This window comes from Flavobacterium sp. (assembly GCF_043722275.1).
GTDB lineage: Bacteria > Bacteroidota > Bacteroidia > Flavobacteriales > Flavobacteriaceae > Flavobacterium.
Genome location: NZ_JAYSPC010000134.1, coordinates 57,946 through 78,123, shown reverse-complemented (window position 1 = coordinate 78,123; position 20,178 = coordinate 57,946). Strand labels below are relative to the sequence as shown.

The window sequence follows — 20,178 nt, the reverse complement described above, 5'->3', positions numbered from 1 at the left end:
TTTTAATAAAGAACCTACTGTGACTTTCTTTTCCATACAATTAGACTTTAATACTAATATATGTAAATCAATTTAACTCTTCCGAACACTTATGTTTTTAAAACCTGTCGGGTTTAACTCTACGATTAAATTAACAATCAACAATTAACAATCAACAATTAATAATTCACAATTAATTACAGCATCATTCCGCCGGAAACTTCGATACGTTGTGCATTTACCCAACGTGCTTCTTCGGTACATAAAAAAGCAACAACTCCGCCAATATCATCGGGTAAACCAACTCTTCCTAAAGCTGTAACTGAGGCAATTTGTTGGTTCATTTGTTCATTATCACGAACCACGCCACCGCCAAAATCAGTTTCTATAGCGCCCGGAGCAACAACATTCACTCTGATTTTTCTTGTTCCTAATTCTTTTGCCTGATATTTAGTCAAAGTTTCAATTGCACCTTTCATAGCTGCATAAGCTGCATACCCAGGAAATGAAAAACGGGCTAAACCAGTTGAAATATTCACAATTCCACCGCGATCATTTAAAAAATTCAAAGCTTTTTGAGTTAAGAAAAATGGACCTTTAAATTGAATATTAGTCAATTGATCAAATTCAGCTTCGGTTGTTCCGATGAATGAATTATGAATTCCGATTCCTGCATTGTTTACTAAAAAGTCAAATTTATCTGTTTGAAAATTACTTTTTAAAACTTCAGAAACATTGCTAAAAAAACCATCAAATGTACTAGAATCTGCAACATTTAACTGAAGCGATGCGGCTTTTTGTCCTAAGCTTTCGATTTCTTTTACAACTGAATCAGCTTCGTCTTTTTTGCTGTTGTAAGTAATGATAACATCGATTCCTTTTTTTGCAATTGCAATTGCCATATTTTTTCCTAAACCTCTGCTACCGCCAGTAACAAGAGCAATTTTTGTATTTACTGCCATTTTATGTTTGTTTATTATTAAATTAAAAATTGAGAATTAAAAATCTATGCCGCAAATTAATTGATTAAATAGATTATAAAATCTGCTTGATCTGCTAAATCTGCGAGAAAAATTAAACACATAGTAACATAGATTTTGTAGTTTTAAAAAGAATACAAAAAGAAACATATTTCTGGCACATAGCAATGTGTATTTAAATAAATGAAATGTCTTTTTTAAGTTCCTAAAGCTATGTCTCTATGTGTTTAATTCTCAATTTTTAATTAAATATTAGAATGTAGAGCATTAAATGATGCTTTTAATTCCGGAACACTTGCATTTATTCTCGTTGCGCTGGTTCCAAAAGTAAGCTCATCTTTTCCATCTTTCAATTGTTCAAAAATAGATACGATAAAATCACTTACACTTGGATGTATATCATGCAAACCAACACCACCAAGATCTGTATTTAATGCCGGCGGAATAATTTCAATTACTTCAATGTTTTTTGACTTCAAGATATGACGAAGCGAAATTGTAAACGAACGAAAGAATGCTTTTGTAGCGGAATAAACCGGAACTTTTGCAAAAGGAGAAAGCGCCAATCCAGAAGTTACATTCATAATTGTTGTCAATGATTTCAACTGAATAAAAAGCGAAGTTAAATGTAAAGGAGCTTCGATATTAGTAGCAAGTTCAGTTTTTGCACTTTCAAAAAAGTCAGCATCTGTGGGTGAAACCCATTTTTGAATTCCTGCATTATTTACTAAAACATTCAAATCGCTGTGATTTTCTGCAATCCATTCATAAAGTGCTGTGCGTTCAGCTTCAATTGCTAAATCGCAAACTTTAGTAATTACGGTTGGAAATTTTGCTTTTACTTCATTTAAAACAGATTCACGTCTTCCGCAGATAATTACGGTATTGTTTTCCTGAATAAATCTTTCGGTTAAGCCAAGTCCAATACCGCTTGCGCCACCTGTTATTAGAATTTTGTTGTTTGATAAGTTCATCTTTTTCGATCTTTTAAATTGATAAGACAAAGGTAGGAGCAAAGTAGGGTTGGGGAATTGTAAATATCAAATCGATATTTGCGAAATTCAAATCAAGAGTTGTGAAAATTCCAATTTTTTAAATTCCAAATTCCAATTATCATTTATGTCTTCCTGAGCAAAGTTGAAGAATCGGCTAAAGTTTGCAGGCGTGTAATTGAACGCGGACAACGCGGATTCGCTTTGCGAAGACACGGATTTTTGCAGATTTTTTTAAGAACGAATCTATAATAATCTAAATCCCAGTTTTCAAAACCTAAAACCTAAAACCTAAAATCTAAAACCTAAAATCTAAAATCTAAATCTAAAATCTACATTCTAAATGCTAAAGGCGTATAAGTGGTTTGTTTTTTAAAGAAGTTAGAAAAATGCGCTAATTCCTCGAAACCTAATGAAAATGCAATCTCAGAGATATTCCAATCCGTTTGTTTTAAAAGGATTTTGGCTTCGTTCGTTAATCTGGTTGTGATTAATTCGGTTGTTGTTTTTCCTGTGTTTTCTTTTAAAACTTTATTTAAATGATTCACGTGAACGGATAATCGTTCTGCAAAATCCTTTGCTGTTCTAAGTTCTAATCGCTGATTTGGTGATTCAATTGGAAATTGTCTTTCCAGTAATTCGGCGAATAATGATGAAACTCTCGCAGCCGAATTATGCTTTGAATATAAAGCAGTTATAGGTTGTAATTTTTGTCCAAAGTGAATTAACTCTGCGACATAATTTCTGATTAAATCATATTTGTAGATGTAATCAGAATTGATTTCTTTTTGTATTTTGTTGAAAATCAATTCTACTTCAGCAACTTCTTCATCAGTAAGCTGGAAAATAGGATATCCGTCTGAAGCAAAAATAGGAAGTTCGTCCAAGTCAATTCCGCTTTTATTTTTTGATAAAAACTCGCTTGTAAAAACACAAAATTGCCCGGATTGGTTGGTGTCCTGCGGTAAATAATTGTATGGAATTTTTGGAGTAGCAAATAAAAGTCCCTGTTTTTCGATTTCGATTATTTTATCGGCGTATTCGGCTTTGTTTTTACCTCTTATCAAACTTATTTTGTAATAAGCACGTCTATCATAAGGCATACCGGGCTTTTCTTTTAATCTCTCAAGAAGTTCCTTGATGTCAAAAACATTAAAATGACCAATCTCTTTTTTGATGTCGTTGGGTAATAATGAACTTGGTTCTATAGAAGTACCTTCGCTAATATCCTGATAAAATGAATCTAGTGATTTCATATGTGTGATTTGTAAAATTCAAATATACGAAAAATAATAAAAAGTTTTTTTAGTTTTCAGATTGCTCTGGTTTGTGTTTATTGAACCGCAAGTAGCGCAAGGTTTTTTTGTTGAGTTCGCAAGGAATTATTCTCATTGTTTGTCATCCTGACGGAGGAAGGATCACATTATTAATTCCGTAAAGATAATCGTCAATCTTTGTCGAGTTACGTGTGTGATCCTTCCTCCGTCAGGATGACAAGATTGTGGTAATATTGATGATGAAAACTGCGAACTTTGCGTAAAAACTTTGCGGTTAGAAACTAGAACAAACTTCCCTGAATTAATTCCGGTTGGGGATTACTCCCAAATTGAAAAGTATCAATTACAAAAAACTGTTTTTTAATTGGATCTAATTCTCGTAATATAATAGTGTCGCATAAAAAATGCATGTCTATTGTGGTAAATAAACTATTAGCAATCGCAATATTTTCAGGCGATAATTTACGACCAATAGAAATATGAGGATCACTGCTTTTTGTTAAGTTCGAAAGTTGCAGCGCATCCTGAGTTTTTTTCATAATTGGTTTCAGATTCGCTTTAGAATCTTCATCAGGACCAATAAAAAAAGCGCCGCTATCATAAGAACCAAAATGATTTAGATGTACATTAAATGGTGTAAACGTATCAGCAATTTTAGATATCTTTTGTTTGAATTTATCGATTTGGGATTCATCAATTTTGAATTCACAAATGGTAATATGTGCGACTGAATTTTTGCTGTTAAACCAACCAATTTTTAAAGCCAAATCTTCTTTCATTGTTTTGATCGAATCAATTATTTCTTGTGAAGGATGAATGACAACTGAATATTTCTTTTCCATTTTAGATTTGGTTTTATGCAAATTTAAAATTTAAATCGTAAAGTTTAGTTTTGAATTGCCTCCAGCTTTTCCAGATTCTGGTTCCAAAAGATTGCCTTGATTCTTCGCCAATTGCATCATCAAAAGCAGCTTTCTTTTTCCCTAACCTAAATAATACAAATCGATATTTTGAATAAAAGGTACTTTATGAATTACAGTATAATCCAAAATTTGGTGTTTTATTTTAAAAGGTTTTTCGGAAAAGGCAATAAGGGTTTTAACGATATATCGTCAATTTATCATTGGATATTCGTGAAATCAGATGTTTTTTAAGACTTAACTGGATTTTAAAAAGGGAGAATTTTGGCCTAAATTTTTCCTTTTAGATGTAATCTGTGTTCTATTTCTGATTTTAGTAATCCGCTTCCTCCACCAAAATGTTCAATGACTTCGACGTCGGGTTGGTTTTTTAAACAGAAAGATGTAAACTCTTTTTCGACATGATCTTCGATTCCGGAACTCAAGAGAACAATGTCGATTTTGTGATTTTGAAAATATTCCTGAGCTTCATTTTCATCGTTGAAACCAACTGCGTTCCAGTTTTCGTAAGCGTTAACCACTCTTAATAAAATAGTTAAGATAGCTTCGTTTTTTCCGAGTATTAAGAATTCAAATGTTTTCATTTTTTTAAGGTTCTAGGTTCTAAGGTTCTGAGTTGCTAAGTTTCTGAGTTGCTAAGTTTTTTTAGATTTCAGATAGAACTTGTAATTTGTTTTACAAAGGTATTAGTTAATTATTAGCTTGAACTTAATCTAGAATAAGAAAGAAAGTTGCTAAGTTTCTAAGTTGCTGAGTAACTAAGTTTTTTTTCTTTTAAATTCAATTTTCAGTTTTTTACAACTTGTAATTTGTTTTACAAATGTATTTTTTAAATCCTTGTTTTCAACCTAATCTAGAATAAGAAAGAAGGTTGCTAAGTTTCTAAGTTGCTGAGTAACTAAGTTTTTTTAGATTTTAGATTTCAGATTTTTAGTTTTAGTAGAACATGTAATTTGTTTGACAAATGTAATACTGTTAATTCAGTGTGGTTGCTTAATCTAGGACAAGAAGTTTCATTTTTAAGCGAATAAGGTTCTGGTATCTACATTTATTTTAAGAAAAAACTTAGCAACTAAAAAACTTAACAATTTAGTTACATTTTTAAAAAACACCTAAGTTGATTAAATACAATAAATTAAAGCAGAACGATTGTTAATAATTGAAAAAATCTTGTTGCAATGAGGAAAGCCGTAATGTTTTCTCTAAAGTAGGGTGTAGTTTTGTGTTGTAGAAATCGATATAGATGATGGTATTTACCTTTTAATCATCATTTTTTGATTTCTATTTAAATTACTGTTTTTGGAGAAACAATTTTTTTTAGAATGAAAATTTGACATATTCACTTTGTGGATAATTTGTAGAAAGTTTGCAAGACATACAATAAGTCTCATTTTTTTAGGGTTTTTAGATTCGGTTATTTGACTGATTCTAAAAACCCTTTTTTATTTAATGAATATTTTTAAACACATAGAAATTGGTTTCCCACATATAGCTTTGTGTTTTTATGCAAGTGAAACGCCTTTCAAACTATGAATACTATGTTTTTATGTGTTAAAAATAATTACATAAAACTTAATTTTAATTACAATAACCGTTTACTTTCAGCCATTCCTGGCAATCTCTTGTCCAGAATTTACTCGTGTCTTGTACGCCTAAACCAAAACCGTGTCCGCCTTTTTCGTAAATATGTAACTCGGCCTTAACTGCATTTTTCTTCAATGCTAAATAGTAATTAATGCTATTTTCCGGCAATACAACAGTATCATCTGTGGCATGAACTAAAAATGTTGGCGGAGTTTGTGGTGTAATTCTTTTCTCGTTTGAAAACGAATCAATTAAATCTTGCGATGCATTTTTACCTAATAAACTTTCTTGAGATCCTTTATGTGTAATGTCATTTTGCATGGAAATTACAGGATAAATCAAAAGTGCAAAATCTGGTCTCGCACTTATTTTAGAAGTTGTTTCATATGTTTTCTCGTCGTAATGAGTCGCTAAAGTCGAAGCCAAATGTCCTCCGGCAGAAAATCCCATGATTCCAATTTTATTGGGATCGATATTATATTTTGCAGCATTTTGTCTCACATAACGCATCGCTTCCTGAGCATCTTGCAACGGTCCAATGTTTTTGTTTTTCATTATTTTATCGTTTGGTAAACGATATTTTACAACAATACCCACAATTCCTAAACTGTTGAACCATTCCGCAACTTTTGTTCCTTCCTTATCAATTGCTAAATGCTGATATCCTCCGCCAGGAAAAATCAAAACTGCGGCTTGATTGGGTTTACTTTCCTTTGGTAAAAAAATGCTCAAAGTAGGAATCGTAACTAAACTCGTACTTTGTACTTTTCCATCAGTAATACTTTCATTTTCCTTATAATCCGGAGCTTTAATTTCGTCCGGTATTTTTTTCCAAAGTGGGATTATTTCATTTTTGGTTTGTGCCTGATTGGTAATTCCTGCAAATAAAGTTATGATTATAAAAGCTTTTTTCCAGTAATGTATTTTTGAATTTTTCAATTTATAAAAGTGATTTAGTTGAATATTAATTTATTTGGCAGACTTTCAAAAATAGAAATTTTCCTGTGATTTTTCTCTTTTATAAAGGTTAAAAAAGTTTTTTTCTCTCCAAATAAGATACTTCGCAAAAAATGATTCGAAAGTGTTGTTTTTAGTACAATTTTACCCCTTAAAAAGGACAAATTTCGCACGTTAGCTTTTAACAAATATATTGTTTAATGTGTAATTTTGGATATGTATTTTTATTCTATATGTTTATTTAATGACATAAAATAATTTTTTATACAATTTATTTGGAATATAAAGATTTAAAACTATATTTGTGCAATCGATTACATTATTTTGATTTGTTAGATTTAATGTGTTGGTTTTGCTGTCTTTGTGTTGGCTTTGAGAAGCAAATTAAATTACCCAAAAAATATCAATTTTATAATTAACCATTACCATGAGTCAAAAAGAGGAAGTTATTATCAGCCAAACCAGAAAAACTACTGGAAGCTATCGTTGGAGTATTTGCGCGTTACTATTTTTTGCAACAACTATCAATTACCTGGACAGACAAGTACTTTCTTTAACCTGGAGTGATTTTATTGCACCAGAATTTCATTGGACAAATAACGATTACGGAAATATTACGGCTTTATTCTCTATATTTTATGCAGTTTCATTGCTGTTTGCAGGAAGATTTGTGGATTGGTTAGATACTAAAAAAGGCTTTCTTTGGGCAATCGGGATTTGGTCTTTTGGAGCTTGTTTACATGCATTTTGTGGTATTGCAACGGCAGGAATTATTACAGGAAACTGGTTTGTAGGTTTTGAAGGTGCAAAACAGGCTATTGATTTAGTACAAGATACCGGATTAGTAATTAATGTAAGTGTTACATTATTCATTTTTGCCCGTTTTGTTCTGGCAGTTGGTGAAGCAGGGAATTTTCCTGCGGCAATTAAAACCACAGCAGAATATTTTCCTAAAAAAGACAGAGCATTTTCGACCAGTATATTTAACGCAGGTGCAACTGTTGGGGCATTAGCGGCTCCTATATCGATTCCGTTCATTGCGAAATCTTTTGGTTGGGAAATGGCTTTTATTATCATTGGAGCTTTAGGTTTTGTCTGGATGGGATTTTGGATTTTTATGTATGATAAACCGGAAAGACATAAAAGAGTTAGTGTCGAAGAATTAGAATATATTCGTCAGGATGATATTGCCGATGCTAAGATTGTTGGTTATATACCTGAAACTACAACTAAAGTATCTTTTATGGAGTGCTTTAAATACAAACAAACCTGGGCTTTTGCCTTTGGGAAATTCATGACAGATGGTGTTTGGTGGTTCTTTTTATTCTGGACTCCGGCATATTTAAGTTCGGTTTACGGAATGGATTCTACACAAGCAGCTTTGCCATTGTTTGTACTCTATATGATTACATTACTTTCAATTATAGGCGGTTGGCTGCCAACTTATTTTGTTGAGAAAAAAGGAATGAATCCTTATGAAGGAAGAATGAGAGCGATGCTAATTTTTGCGTTCTTTCCATTATTAGCTCTAATCGCGCAACCTTTAGGATATATAAGTTATTGGATTCCGGTAATTATTATTGGTATTGCAGGAGCAGCGCACCAATCATGGTCGGCTAATATTTTTACTACAGTAGGGGATATGTTTCCTAAAAAAGCAATTGCAACCATTACAGGAATTGGCGGTTTAGCAGGAGGAGTTGGTTCAACAATAATCAACAAAGGCTCAGGATTATTATTTGATCATGCTAAGGAAACTAATATGGCTTTTATGGGCTTTCACGGTATTGAAGCAGGATATTTTATCATTTTCTCTATTTGTGCTGTTTGTTATTTAACAGGTTGGATCGTGATGAAAACTTTGGTACCAAAATACAGCCCGATCACAGGTTTATAATATTTGCAAAATTTTAATAGTTCAAAAAATGTGTTTTTTAAAATAAAAATCTAATTTTGTGCAATCGATTACATTAAATTAAAAATTATGACAAAATATAGTTCAAGATACGCGTCAAGTCCGGAAGCAGTTAAAAAATATGATACTCAGGAATTAAGAAATGAATTCTTAATTGATGACTTAATGCAGGAAGATGAAATCGTTTTAACGTATTCTCATTATGACAGATACATTGCTGGTTCTGCAGTTCCTGTAAAAGGAGATTTAATCTTAGAAAGTATCGATCCGCTTAAGGCAAGTTATTTTTTAGAAAGAAGAGAAATCGGAATTATAAATGTTGGAGGAAGCGGTTCTGTGCTTGTTGAAGGCAAATCGTATGAATTAGGATTTAAAGATGCTTTGTACATCGGAAGCGGAAACAAAGAAGTAATCTTTAAAAGTAACGACAGTAATAATCCGGCTAAATATTATATCAATTCGGCTCCGGCACATACTACTTATCCAACGGTAAAAGTGAGTCTGGCAGAAGCAAATAAACTTGAATTGGGTACAGTAGAAACGGCAAATCACCGTACAGTTAACCAAATGATTATTGGCAGTGTTGTAACTACTTGCCAATTGCAAATGGGAATGACGGAATTAAGAACAGGAAGTGTCTGGAATACAATGCCGGCACACGTTCACGATCGCAGAATGGAAGTGTATTTTTACCTGGATATTCCGGAAAATCAGGCAGTTTGTCATTTTATGGGACAACCTCAGGAAACAAGACATATCTGGATGAACAATCATCAGGCAGTTATTTCTCCGCCGTGGTCAATTCACTCAGGGTCAGGAACCAGTAATTATACTTTTATTTGGGGAATGGCGGGCGAAAACTTAGATTACGGAGATATGGATGTTTGTAAAATAACTGAATTAAGATAATCATGACAGATTTATTTGATATAAAAGGAAAAATTGCCCTTATCACAGGAAGTACGCACGGACTTGGAATGGCAATGGCAAAAGGATTAGGACAAGCCGGAGCGACAATTGTTGTGAATGGAAATTCTTCTCAACAAAAAATTGACGATGCTGTAAAAGAACTTCAAAGTGAAGGAATAAATGCTGTAGGTTATAAATTTAATGTAACCGATGAAAAAGAAGTTATTGAAGCTGTCAAAAAAATTGAAAGTGAAGTTGGACCAATTGCGATTTTGATCAACAATGCAGGAATCATTAAAAGAATCCCGTTAATCGAAATGGAAGTTGCTGATTTTAAAGAAGTAATTGATATTGATTTGGTTTCTCCTTTTATCGTTTCTAAGCACGTTGCAAGAGGAATGATCGAAAGAAGACAGGGAAAAATCATTAATATTTGTTCGATGATGAGCGAATTAGGTCGTAATACGGTTGGCGCTTATGCTGCTGCAAAAGGCGGATTGAAAATGCTGACTAAAAATATGGCTACAGAATGGGCAAAATATAATGTTCAAATCAACGGAATTGGACCTGGTTATTTTGCGACTGAACAAACAAAACCTATCAGAGTTGACGGACATCCGTTTAACGATTTTATTATCAGTAGAACTCCAGCTGCAAAATGGGGAGATCCGGGAGATCTTGCCGGAGCAGCAATATTTTTATCTTCAAAAGCAAGTGATTTCGTAAACGGTCATATTTTGTATGTCGATGGCGGAATCCTGGCTACAATTGGTAAACCATCAAACGAAGATTAATTCTCCAATTATATTTAAAAAGACATGAGCGCAAATCAGACATTCATAAACGATAACTTTTTACTTGAAAATAAATTCGCTGAAGAGTTATACCATAATTACTCAAAAAATCAGCCTATAATTGATTATCACAATCATTTGAATCCTCAGTTTATTGCCGAGGATAAAATTTTTGACAACATAACACAAGTCTGGATTAATGGAGATCACTACAAATGGCGCGCAATGCGTACGTTAGGAATCAACGAGCAATTTGTTACAGGAAACGGTTCAGACAAAGATAAATTTATCAACTGGGCAAAAACGGTTCCTTACACAATGCGTAATCCTTTGTATCACTGGACGCATTTAGAATTAGCGCGTTATTTTGATATTTATGATTTGCTGAATGAAAAATCAGCAGAGAAAATTTATCTGGAAACTACAGAGAAAATTAATTCTCAGGCGTACAGCACACAAAACCTTCTTAAAAAAGTAAACGCTGAATTGGTTTGTACTACTGAAGATCCGATTGATAATTTAGAGTTTCACCAGAAATTGGCAAAAAATCCTATTGGAACTAAAATGAGTACTGCTTTCAGACCTGATAAAGCCATCCTGATTTCAAATGATGGATATAATGCATATCTGGACACATTAGGGGATGTGTCCGGTATTGCAATTACTACTTATTCGGATTTATGCAGCGCATTAAAAAACAGAATTGAATTTTTTAATTCAAATGGCTGTAAACTTAGTGATCATGGTTTAGATCAGATTTATTTTGAAGAATTTACTGAAAGTGAAGTAAATGCAATCTTCAAAAAGAAAAGAGAAAACAGAATTATTACGCCTGAAGAAGGATTGAAATTTCAAAGTGCGATATTATTGTTCTTGTCCGAAACCTATCATCAATTTGGCTGGGTTCAGCAATTTCACTTAGGGGCTTTAAGAAATAATAATGCGCGTATGCACAGAATTTTAGGACCTGATACAGGTTGGGATTCTATTGGAGATTATCCGCAGGCGCAAAAATTATCAAGCTTTTTAAATGCTTTGGACAGTAAAGATAAATTGACTAAAACGATTATTTACAACTTAAATCCTGCTGACAATGAAGTGATGGCAACCATGATTGGAAATTTCAATGACGGAAGCGTTCGCGGAAAAGTACAGTTTGGTTCGGGTTGGTGGTTTTTAGATCAAAAAGACGGAATGACCAAACAATTAAATGCCCTTTCAAACATGGGATTAATTAGTTGTTTCGTGGGAATGTTGACGGATTCAAGAAGCTTTTTGTCTTTCCCGAGACACGAATATTTCAGACGTATTTTATGTAACCTTTTAGGAGATGAAATTAAACGCGGTGAACTTCCAAACGACATGGAATGGATAGGAAAACTGGTTTCAGACATTTCATATAACAACGCAAAAGAATATTTCAAATTTTAAGGATAAATATTTTACCAAATAAGCGATTAAAAATCAAATAAGAATGAACTGATTTTGCGCATTTTGTCATTCCGACGAAGGAGGAATCTCCGCAACGTGAGCACATAACGAAGATTCCTCCTTCGTCGGAATGACAAACTAACTTGCTTATTTAATCAATTGAAATCTTTGGTAAAAAAGAAAAATTTTACTGGTAAAAACAATAATATAATATGAGTAAAGTAGTTGCATTCGGAGAAATTATGTTGCGTCTTTCGACAGAGAGACATTTGCGTTTTTCGCAGGCAAAAGAATTTGGCGCTTCTTACGGAGGTGGTGAATTTAATGTTTGCGTTTCGTTAGCAAATTATGGCGTAAATGCAGAATTTGTAACACGATTGCCCGAAAATGAAATTGGAGGTTCGGCATTAAAAGAAATGCGAAAAATGAACGTCGAATCTAAAAATATCATTTATGGAGGAGAGCGTTTAGGAATTTATTTTCTTGAAACCGGAGCCGGAACACGTGGCAGTAATGTAGTTTATGATCGTGCGCACAGTTCAATGGCAACTATCCAAAAAGGCTTAATTAACTGGGAGAAAGTATTAGAAGGCGCGAACTGGTTTCATTGGAGTGGAATTACTCCGGCAATTTCACAAAGTGCTGCCGAAGCTTGTTTAGAAGCTATTAAAGTTGCTCATAAACTGGGAATTACGATTTCATGCGATTTAAATTACAGATCAAAATTGTGGCAATATGGCAAAACTCCAAGTGATGTTATGCCTGAAATGTTAAGGTACAGTAATGTTATTTTAGGAGATATTGATACGGCTTATTTCATGTTGGGGATTCCGAAAGTAAACCCTAATTATCAGGACGAAAAATCACTTCCTGCTTTATATACAAAGTTGTTTGATTTGATTCCGAATTTAAAAACTGTGGCGACAACTTTACGTTATTCTGTAAGTGCTTCACATCAAAGAATTGGCGGAATTTTATTTGACGGAAAAGCGATTTATCAGGCAGCTGTAAAAGAAGTTACTCCAGTTGTAGACAGAGTAGGAAGCGGCGACGCTTTTATGGGCGGATTAATCTACGGATTGCAGGAATATCAAAATAATAACCAAAGAGCTTTAGATTTTGCAGTTGCAGCTTGTTGTTTAAAACACACAATTGCAGGCGATTATAATCTGGTTACTTTAAAAGAAGTTGAAAATATGATTGATGGTGATGGTTCTGCATTAGTATCAAGATAATTTATATAAAATGGCAAAATATTCAAGAATTGAAGTCGCTTTAACAATGAAGGAAAACGGAATGATTCCGTTGTTTTTTCATTCAGATTTAGAAATTAGTAAAAAGGTATTAAAAGCCTGTTACGATGGTGGTTCCCGATTAATGGAGTTTACGAGCAGAGGCGATTTTGCCCATGAAGTTTTTGGAGCATTAAACAAATATGCTTTGGCTGAATTACCGGGAATGATGTTGGGCGTTGGTTCAATTACAGATGCTGCTGCGGCTTCATTATACATGAGTTTAGGTGCTAATTTTATTGTAACTCCGGTTTTTAGAGAAGATATCGCAATTGCCTGTAACCGACGTAAAGTATTATGGTCGCCGGGTTGCGGAACTTTAACTGAAATTGCCAGAGCAGAAGAATTAGGTTGTGAAATCGTAAAATTATTCCCTGCGGATATTTACGGACCGGAATTTATAAAAGCGATAAAAGGACCTTGCCCGTGGACGAACATTATGCCAACGGGAGGAGTTTATCCAACCGTAGAAAGCTTGTCTTCATGGTTAAACGCAGGTGCAACCTGTGTTGGTTTAGGGTCACAATTAATTTCAAAAGATATACTTGACAATAAGGATTACGACGGACTAAAAACAAAGGTAAGTCAGGTGCTGGATATCATTAAAAATATAAGAAATAAATAAGGATAATCATGCCAATCCTTATTTAAATGCGTTTTTTTTAGATTTTAGAGATTGTAATTGAGCATTACGCTTGGTAAAATAAATTTTGTTATTCCTCACTTCAAAATTTATTTTTCTCACACAAGTGTAATGTTTCTTTTACAGTTTGAGAAAGTCAAAAAAGAGAAAATAAGGTTTTAATGTGATTATTTGAAACACTTTTAAAGAAATTTTAAAATGAAAAAATTAAATAGAATAAATACAGGATTAGAAAAGTTATATCCAATTAAGGTAGTTCAGTTTGGAGAAGGTAATTTTTTAAGAGCTTTTGTTGATTACGCTTTTCACAAACTAAATAAAGAAGTTGATTTTAATGCCGGTATTGCAATAGTTCAACCTTTGAAAGACGGTATGGTAAACCTGATTAATGATCAGGACGGTCTTTATACCTTGTTTATGAACGGAATTAAAAAAGGCGAAAAGATACAAGATATTGAGTTGATTACTAATATTGTAAAAACTATAAATCCATATACTGAATTTGCAAATTATTTGGCTTTAGCCAAAGAAGAAGAGCTTCAGTTTATTGTTTCTAATACTACTGAAGCCGGAATTGAATTCCTTGAAAGTGATACTCCGGATATGCAGCCACCAGTGTCATTTCCTGCAAAGCTGACTGTTTTATTATATGAAAGATTTAAACATTTTAATGGAGATGCTTCTAAAGGAGTAACAATCATTCCTTGTGAATTGATTGATTATAACTCAGAGACGCTGAAAAAATATATTTTGCAATATTGCGATACATGGAAGTTAGAAGATGCATTTAAAACTTGGGTATCAGATGCTTGTACATATCACAGTACTTTGGTTGACAGAATTGTTCCTGGATATCCTAGAGCTGAAATTGAAGAATACAATAATAAATTAGATTATCAGGACAATTTAATTGTTGCTGCTGAACCTTTTTTCCTTTGGGCTATTGAAGGTGGAGATGCTTTAAAAACAAAATTGCCTTTTCATAAAACAAATTTGAATGTAAAAATCGTTGATGATATACGTCCCTTTAAAATGATTAAAGTTCGTGTTTTAAACGGTGCGCACACAGCAATGGTTCCTTTTTCACTTTTGTATGGTAACAAATTAGTAATGGAAACTGTTGACGGAGATTTTACCGGAAAATTTGTCAATAGCGTTATTAGTGAAATTAGTGAAACTCTGGATATGGACAAAAATGAAATTATCGCCTATTCTGAGGAGGTAATGGACCGATTTAAAAATCCATTTATCAAACATGCACTTGCTGATATTGCATTAAATTCTGTCTCGAAATTCAAAGTAAGAGTTTTACCTAGTTTATTAGGATATTATAATGCTAACAAAAAGTTGCCTGTTAATTTGACTTTTTCATTAGCGAGTTTAATTCGTTTCTACAAAGGAACATGGAAAAACGAAAGTTTACCGGTTAAAGATAATGAAGATATTGTATCTTTCTTCGATGGACTTTGGAAATCTGATGATTACGAAAAAATAGCGAGACTTACTTTGCAAAATAAAAGTTTCTGGGATGAAGATTTAACGCTTGTTCCGGGCTTGACAAAAGCAATTGCAATCGCATTAGAAGAAATTGACGCAAACGGAATTGAGAATGGTTTCGCCAATTTTCAAAAACAATTAAATACAACAACTCAGAACGTTTAGTTATGGCAACGCAAAAAAAATTAATAAAAGTTAATCCTACTGATAACGTAGCAGTAGCTTTGGTAAATCTTTTGGCTGGTGAAGTGATTAACTTTGAAGGCGAAGATGTTACTATTGAAACTGATGTGAAAATGAAACATAAAATCGCAATGGTTCCTTTAAATATAGGAGACAGGATTATTATGTATGGTGTTTTGGTGGGAAAAGCGAGTGCCAGAATCGAAAGAGGAGGATTGCTTTCTACATTAAACGTAAAACATGAAAGTGATAAAGTGACCGGTAAAACGGAAACTATTGGATGGAATGCGCCAAATATTGACAAATGGAAAGACAGAACGTGGCAAGGGTATCATAGAGAAGACGGACAAGTTGGAACTGAAAATGTCTGGTTGTTTTTTCCGTTAGTATTCTGTGAAAACAGAAATATTGAAATCTTAAAAGATATTTTTGAGAAGGAATTAATGAAACCAAAAGAGAACGATTATCAATTGTTGCTTCGTTCTTTGGTTAAAACCGAAACTGGCGGTACAGGAAATGAAGCCGCTTCAAACGATGCTAATTTATTTAATAATATCGAAGTTAAATTCATCACGCACCAAGGTGGTTGTGGCGGAATTCGTCAGGATTCGCATAGTCTGGCGAAGTTATTGGCGGGTTATGTAAACAATCCTAACGTGGCTGGAGCAACTGTATTGAGTTTAGGATGCCAGAACTTGCAGATTCAGATTTTTAAAGATGCAATGGATGCGATCAATCCAAACAGTAAAAAGCCTGTTTTAATTTACGATCAGCAACAAATAGGAACTATTGAAACAATGCTTAGCAGTGTTGTAAAAGATACGTTTGAAGCGATTAAAAAAGCGAATGAAATTAAGAGAGAACCGGCACCGTTATCAAAACTAAAAATTGGTTTGGAATGTGGTGGTTCCGACGGATTTTCAGGTATTTCTGCAAACCCTACTTTAGGTGTAACGTCAGATTTACTTGCTGCTTTAGGCGGAACTACAATTCTTTCTGAATTTCCTGAATTATGTGGAGTTGAACAGGAATTGGTAAACCGTTGTGTAGAAGATGAAGGCGGAAAACGTTTCTTGGAATTGATGAAATGGTACGAAAAAACGGTTGTTGATGCAGGTTCAGGATTTGATATGAATCCGTCACCGGGAAATATTAAGGATGGTTTGATTACAGATGCAATGAAATCTGCAGGCGCAGCTAAAAAAGGAGGAACGTCTCCAATTACAGGCGTTTTTGATTACGGTGAGTATATTTCAACACCGGGATTAACATTACTTTGCACACCAGGAAATGACGTTGAATGTACTACAGCAATGGTAGGTTCGGGCGCAAATATGGTATTGTTTACAACAGGTTTGGGAACGCCAACAGGAAACCCGATTGCTCCTGTTGTAAAAATTTCATCCAACACAGATTTAGCTAAAAAAATGTCAGACATTATCGATATCGATACTGGTGGAATTATCACCGGAGAAAAATCAATTGATGAAATGGCCGATGAAATGTTAGAATTTATAATAGAAGTTGCAAGTGGTACAATCAAAACCAAAGCAGCGATCTTAAACCAAAACGATTTTATTCCCTGGAAAAGAGGAGTTTCGCTTTAAGATTTTTAACATAATATACATGTACAAGACGCACATCAGTGCGTCTTTTTTTGTTTTAAACCATATAAGTTATATAAGTTCATTTTAGTTTATATACTGGTAATATAAGGCAGCTCAATTTCAAGAGGTGCCTTATTTATTTTATTCGTATTTCATCTCTGGTAAACTTTTTGATTTGTATTTTATGTGGTTTTATTCTCATTTTATGTCATTTCGACGAAGGTGAAATCTCCACAAGTAACTCCGCAACTAAAATCAAATCTTTGTAGAGCTTCTCACGGAGATTTCTCCTTCGTGGAAATGACAAATTTTGTGATTACCTTCTTGATATAGCAGATTTTAAAAAGTTGTATTATAAAATATGCACAAAGTAAAATGAACTTATATCACTTATATGGTAAAAAAAAAACGCACTACTGTGCGTTTATATGTTTAAGATATATTGTAAAATTTAAATAGCACTTCTTGACGATGATTTACGAATGTGTAATTCAGGAGCAAGAACCACCTTTTTTTCTATTTTAATAGTTTCGGTTTTGTCGACTTGTTCCAGGAAAACACGAGCAGCCATTTTTCCCATTTCAAGCGGAGACTGATCTACAGACGTAATCGATAATTCCATGAATTTAGTAAATGGTTCATTACTGAAACCCGCTACACAAAACTCTTTTGGGATACTGATATTTCTTTCTTTCAATTCCTGAATTGCACCTAAAGCGGCGAAATCACTCGAAGAAAATATAGCATCTGGCGGAGTTTCTAATTGTAACAAGATCTCAACAGCTTCTTTTCCTGCGTCCACACTACTTTTTACAGGAATAACATATTCTTCTTTAAAAGTCATTCCGTTATCCAGTAAAGCCTGTTTGTAACCTAAAAACCTGTTCTTGAAAATCTCAAGAGATTGATCTCCTGATAAATGCGCAATACATCTGCAGCCTTCGTTAATTAAGTGTTTTGTAGTAAGATATCCGCCTTTAAAGTCATTGATGGTTACTGAGCTGACACCATCAATATGTTTACTTCGGTCAAAAAATATTAGTGGAACATTCTTTTCTAATACATTACGAAAAGCGCCATCATTTTCGGTAGTTACATCGGTAACCGACATTAAAATTCCGTCGACCTGAGCGTCTATTAAGGTATATAAATTTTCGTTTTCTCTTTTTGGGCTTTCATGCGTCTGGCAAATAATTACCTGATAACCATGAGGATGTAATTCTTCTTCGATTCCTCTAATTACAGATGCGAAAAAGTTGCTGTCAATACGAGGAACAATAACTCCTATATTATTACTGCGTCCACTTTTAAGTGCTAATGCAAGTTTGTTTTGCTTGTAATTCATTGCAGCAGCCGTTTTAATAACCAACTCGCGCGTGCTTTCTTTTATCTTCGGATTGTTGTTTAACGCCCGTGAAACCGTCGCAGCGGTGATATTCAATTTCTCAGCAATATCGTAAATGGTTATTTTTTCGCTCATTAATATGGTTTTTCAAATTAGTTACAGACAAAAATACATTTTTTTTTATAACGTTACACAAATTGTTATCGATTACCATAAATTATAATTACATCGTTTTCGATTCTACAATGATAATAAATTATGTGTTTTTTTACATTAAGTGTAATTATTATTCCTAATAAAAATTAAATATATAATTTATTTCTAAATAAATTTGGTGCAATGGAACTTATTTTATATTTTCGTGTAATCGATTACATATTTAGATTGTTTTGATTCTGAAACAATAAATACTACCCAAATGATTGTAAATAAGGTTATAGCGTTCAAATCAGTTTTAATTTGCGGTGCAATTGCCGTATTAGTATTGTCATGTGCAAAACAGACTTCAAAAGTTTCCGATTCTGATCCGTGGAAAAAAATGGAATTAATCATAAAAAGTATTCCTGTAACTCAATTTCCTGATAAAACATTCAATATAAATGATTTTGGTGCTGTAGCCGATGGAAAAGCTTCGAATACAATCGCTTTTGAAAAAGCAATAAAAGCCTGTGTTCAAAATGGCGGTGGAAAAGTTCTTGTTCCTAACGGGAAATATTTAACAGGTCCAATACATTTAGAAAGTAACGTGAATTTGCATTTAGAAGATAATGCAGAGATTCTTTTTAGCATTGATCCAAAAGAATATCCAATCGTTCATACTTCATTTGAAGGAACTGAATTGATGAATTATTCTCCTCTTATATATGCTAAAAATAAAACGAATGTTGCCATAACCGGAAAAGGTATTTTAAATGGTCAAGCCAATAGTACAAACTGGTGGATTTGGTCAGGCGGAAAAGATTACGGCTGGAAAAAAGGAATTCCTTCTCAAAATGATCCTAAAAACCGTGAAGTTTTGGTTGATATGGCAGAAAGAAATGTTCCTGTATCTGAAAGAGTTTTTGGTGAAGGACGTTATTTGCGCCCGAATTTCATTGAGTTTTTTGAGTGTAATACTGTTTTGGTAAAAGATATCACGGTTATAAATTCCCCATTTTGGATTTTGCATCCAATAAAAACAAATAATATCATAATTGACGGTGTTACAGTAAACAGCCACGGACCTAATAATGACGGTTGTGATCCTGAATATTCGCAAAATGTACTCATTAAAAACTGCACTTTTAATACTGGCGATGATTGTATTGCTATAAAAGCCGGTCGTGATGCCGATGGTAGAAAAGTAGCGATCCCAAGTAAAAATATCATTGTTCAAAATTGTAAAATGATCGATGGTCATGGCGGAGTTGTTATTGGCAGTGAAATTTCGGCAGGAGTAAATAATGTTTTTGTTGAGAATTGTGTCATGGATAGTCCAAATCTTGATCGTGCCATTAGAATCAAAACAAATTCAAAAAGAGGCGGCGTTATCGAAGATATTTTTGTTCGCAATCTCGAAGTAGGAACCGTGAAGGAATGTGTATTGCTTGTAACGATGTTTTATAACGTCTACGGCTCACAAACCGGAAATTTCATACCAATTGTAAGAAATATAAGTCTTGAAAATGTGACGGTAAAAAACGGCGGAAAATATGCTGTTTGGGCTGAAGGATATGAGCAATCTCCTGTAGAAAATATTACGCTTAAAAATGTTACAGTACATAAAGTAGACAAAGTCTCTTTGTTAAAAAATGTAAAGAATATCAATTTTATAAATACGATTGTAAATGAAAAAAAAGTAGAAAATACTAAAAAATAAAAACTATCAATTAAC

Annotated in this window: 16 protein-coding genes; 9 read left to right on the top strand and 7 right to left on the bottom strand. The window is 33.4% G+C overall.

Annotation, left to right across the window (positions count from 1 at the left end):
• Positions 1–176 precede the first annotated feature (176 nt).
• The 6 genes from ACHZDT_RS16625 to ACHZDT_RS16600 form a co-directional block, all read right to left on the bottom strand.
• Positions 177–941: an SDR family NAD(P)-dependent oxidoreductase gene (locus tag ACHZDT_RS16625; protein ID WP_394775751.1), complete on the bottom strand. Its 765-nt coding sequence runs from the start codon at positions 939–941 to the stop codon at positions 177–179.
• Positions 942–1,204: 263 nt separating this feature from the next.
• Positions 1,205–1,933, bottom strand: coding sequence for an SDR family oxidoreductase (locus ACHZDT_RS16620; protein WP_394775750.1), 729 nt, complete (start codon positions 1,931–1,933; stop codon positions 1,205–1,207).
• Between the two features lie 350 nt (positions 1,934–2,283).
• Positions 2,284–3,207 carry a helix-turn-helix domain-containing protein gene (locus ACHZDT_RS16615; protein ID WP_394775749.1) on the bottom strand — a complete coding sequence of 308 codons (924 nt, stop codon included), beginning with the start codon at positions 3,205–3,207 and terminating at the stop codon, positions 2,284–2,286.
• A 302-nt stretch (positions 3,208–3,509) separates the two neighbouring features.
• Positions 3,510–4,070: a 2'-5' RNA ligase family protein gene (locus ACHZDT_RS16610; protein WP_394775748.1), complete on the bottom strand. Its 561-nt coding sequence runs from the start codon at positions 4,068–4,070 to the stop codon at positions 3,510–3,512.
• A 347-nt stretch (positions 4,071–4,417) separates the two neighbouring features.
• Positions 4,418–4,732, bottom strand: a complete 315-nt coding sequence (locus tag ACHZDT_RS16605) for a hypothetical protein (protein ID WP_394775747.1) — start codon at positions 4,730–4,732, stop codon at positions 4,418–4,420.
• Positions 4,733–5,726: 994 nt separating this feature from the next.
• Positions 5,727–6,671, bottom strand: a complete 945-nt coding sequence (locus ACHZDT_RS16600) for an alpha/beta hydrolase (RefSeq protein ID WP_394775746.1) — start codon at positions 6,669–6,671, stop codon at positions 5,727–5,729.
• A 445-nt stretch (positions 6,672–7,116) separates the two neighbouring features.
• Between ACHZDT_RS16600 and ACHZDT_RS16595 the strand changes: the two genes are divergently transcribed.
• The 8 genes from ACHZDT_RS16595 (at position 7,117) to ACHZDT_RS16560 (ending at position 16,960) form a co-directional block, all read left to right on the top strand.
• Complete coding sequence (locus tag ACHZDT_RS16595; protein ID WP_394775745.1) at positions 7,117–8,586, top strand: MFS transporter; 1,470 nt, start codon at positions 7,117–7,119, stop codon at positions 8,584–8,586.
• Positions 8,587–8,673: 87 nt separating this feature from the next.
• Positions 8,674–9,513 (top strand): 5-dehydro-4-deoxy-D-glucuronate isomerase, encoded by an 840-nt coding sequence (gene kduI, locus ACHZDT_RS16590; RefSeq protein WP_394775744.1) that lies wholly within the window; start codon positions 8,674–8,676, stop codon positions 9,511–9,513.
• Positions 9,514–9,515: 2 nt separating this feature from the next.
• On the top strand, positions 9,516–10,307 hold the full coding sequence (locus ACHZDT_RS16585) for a gluconate 5-dehydrogenase (protein ID WP_394775743.1): 792 nt from the start codon (positions 9,516–9,518) through the stop codon (positions 10,305–10,307).
• A gap of 24 nt (positions 10,308–10,331) precedes the next feature.
• Positions 10,332–11,738 carry a glucuronate isomerase gene (gene uxaC / locus ACHZDT_RS16580; RefSeq protein ID WP_394775741.1) on the top strand — a complete coding sequence of 469 codons (1,407 nt, stop codon included), beginning with the start codon at positions 10,332–10,334 and terminating at the stop codon, positions 11,736–11,738.
• 212 nt (positions 11,739–11,950) lie between these two features.
• On the top strand, positions 11,951–12,973 hold the full coding sequence (locus tag ACHZDT_RS16575; protein ID WP_394775739.1) for a PfkB family carbohydrate kinase: 1,023 nt from the start codon (positions 11,951–11,953) through the stop codon (positions 12,971–12,973).
• A 10-nt stretch (positions 12,974–12,983) separates the two neighbouring features.
• Positions 12,984–13,655, top strand: coding sequence for a bifunctional 4-hydroxy-2-oxoglutarate aldolase/2-dehydro-3-deoxy-phosphogluconate aldolase (locus ACHZDT_RS16570; protein WP_394775738.1), 672 nt, complete (start codon positions 12,984–12,986; stop codon positions 13,653–13,655).
• Between the two features lie 216 nt (positions 13,656–13,871).
• Positions 13,872–15,335 carry a tagaturonate reductase gene (locus tag ACHZDT_RS16565; RefSeq protein ID WP_394775737.1) on the top strand — a complete coding sequence of 488 codons (1,464 nt, stop codon included), beginning with the start codon at positions 13,872–13,874 and terminating at the stop codon, positions 15,333–15,335.
• 2 nt (positions 15,336–15,337) lie between these two features.
• Positions 15,338–16,960, top strand: a complete 1,623-nt coding sequence (locus ACHZDT_RS16560; protein WP_394775736.1) for a UxaA family hydrolase — start codon at positions 15,338–15,340, stop codon at positions 16,958–16,960.
• Between the two features lie 451 nt (positions 16,961–17,411).
• On the opposite strand, the gene ACHZDT_RS16555 is transcribed toward ACHZDT_RS16560, so the two are convergent.
• The gene (locus ACHZDT_RS16555) at positions 17,412–18,440 is read right to left on the bottom strand and encodes a LacI family DNA-binding transcriptional regulator (protein ID WP_394775735.1); all 1,029 of its coding nucleotides are present in this window, start codon (positions 18,438–18,440) and stop codon (positions 17,412–17,414) included.
• Between the two features lie 283 nt (positions 18,441–18,723).
• Here ACHZDT_RS16555 and ACHZDT_RS16550 point away from each other — a divergent pair, with 283 nt between their 5' ends.
• Positions 18,724–20,163 carry a glycoside hydrolase family 28 protein gene (locus ACHZDT_RS16550; protein ID WP_394775733.1) on the top strand — a complete coding sequence of 480 codons (1,440 nt, stop codon included), beginning with the start codon at positions 18,724–18,726 and terminating at the stop codon, positions 20,161–20,163.
• Positions 20,164–20,178 lie beyond the last annotated feature (15 nt).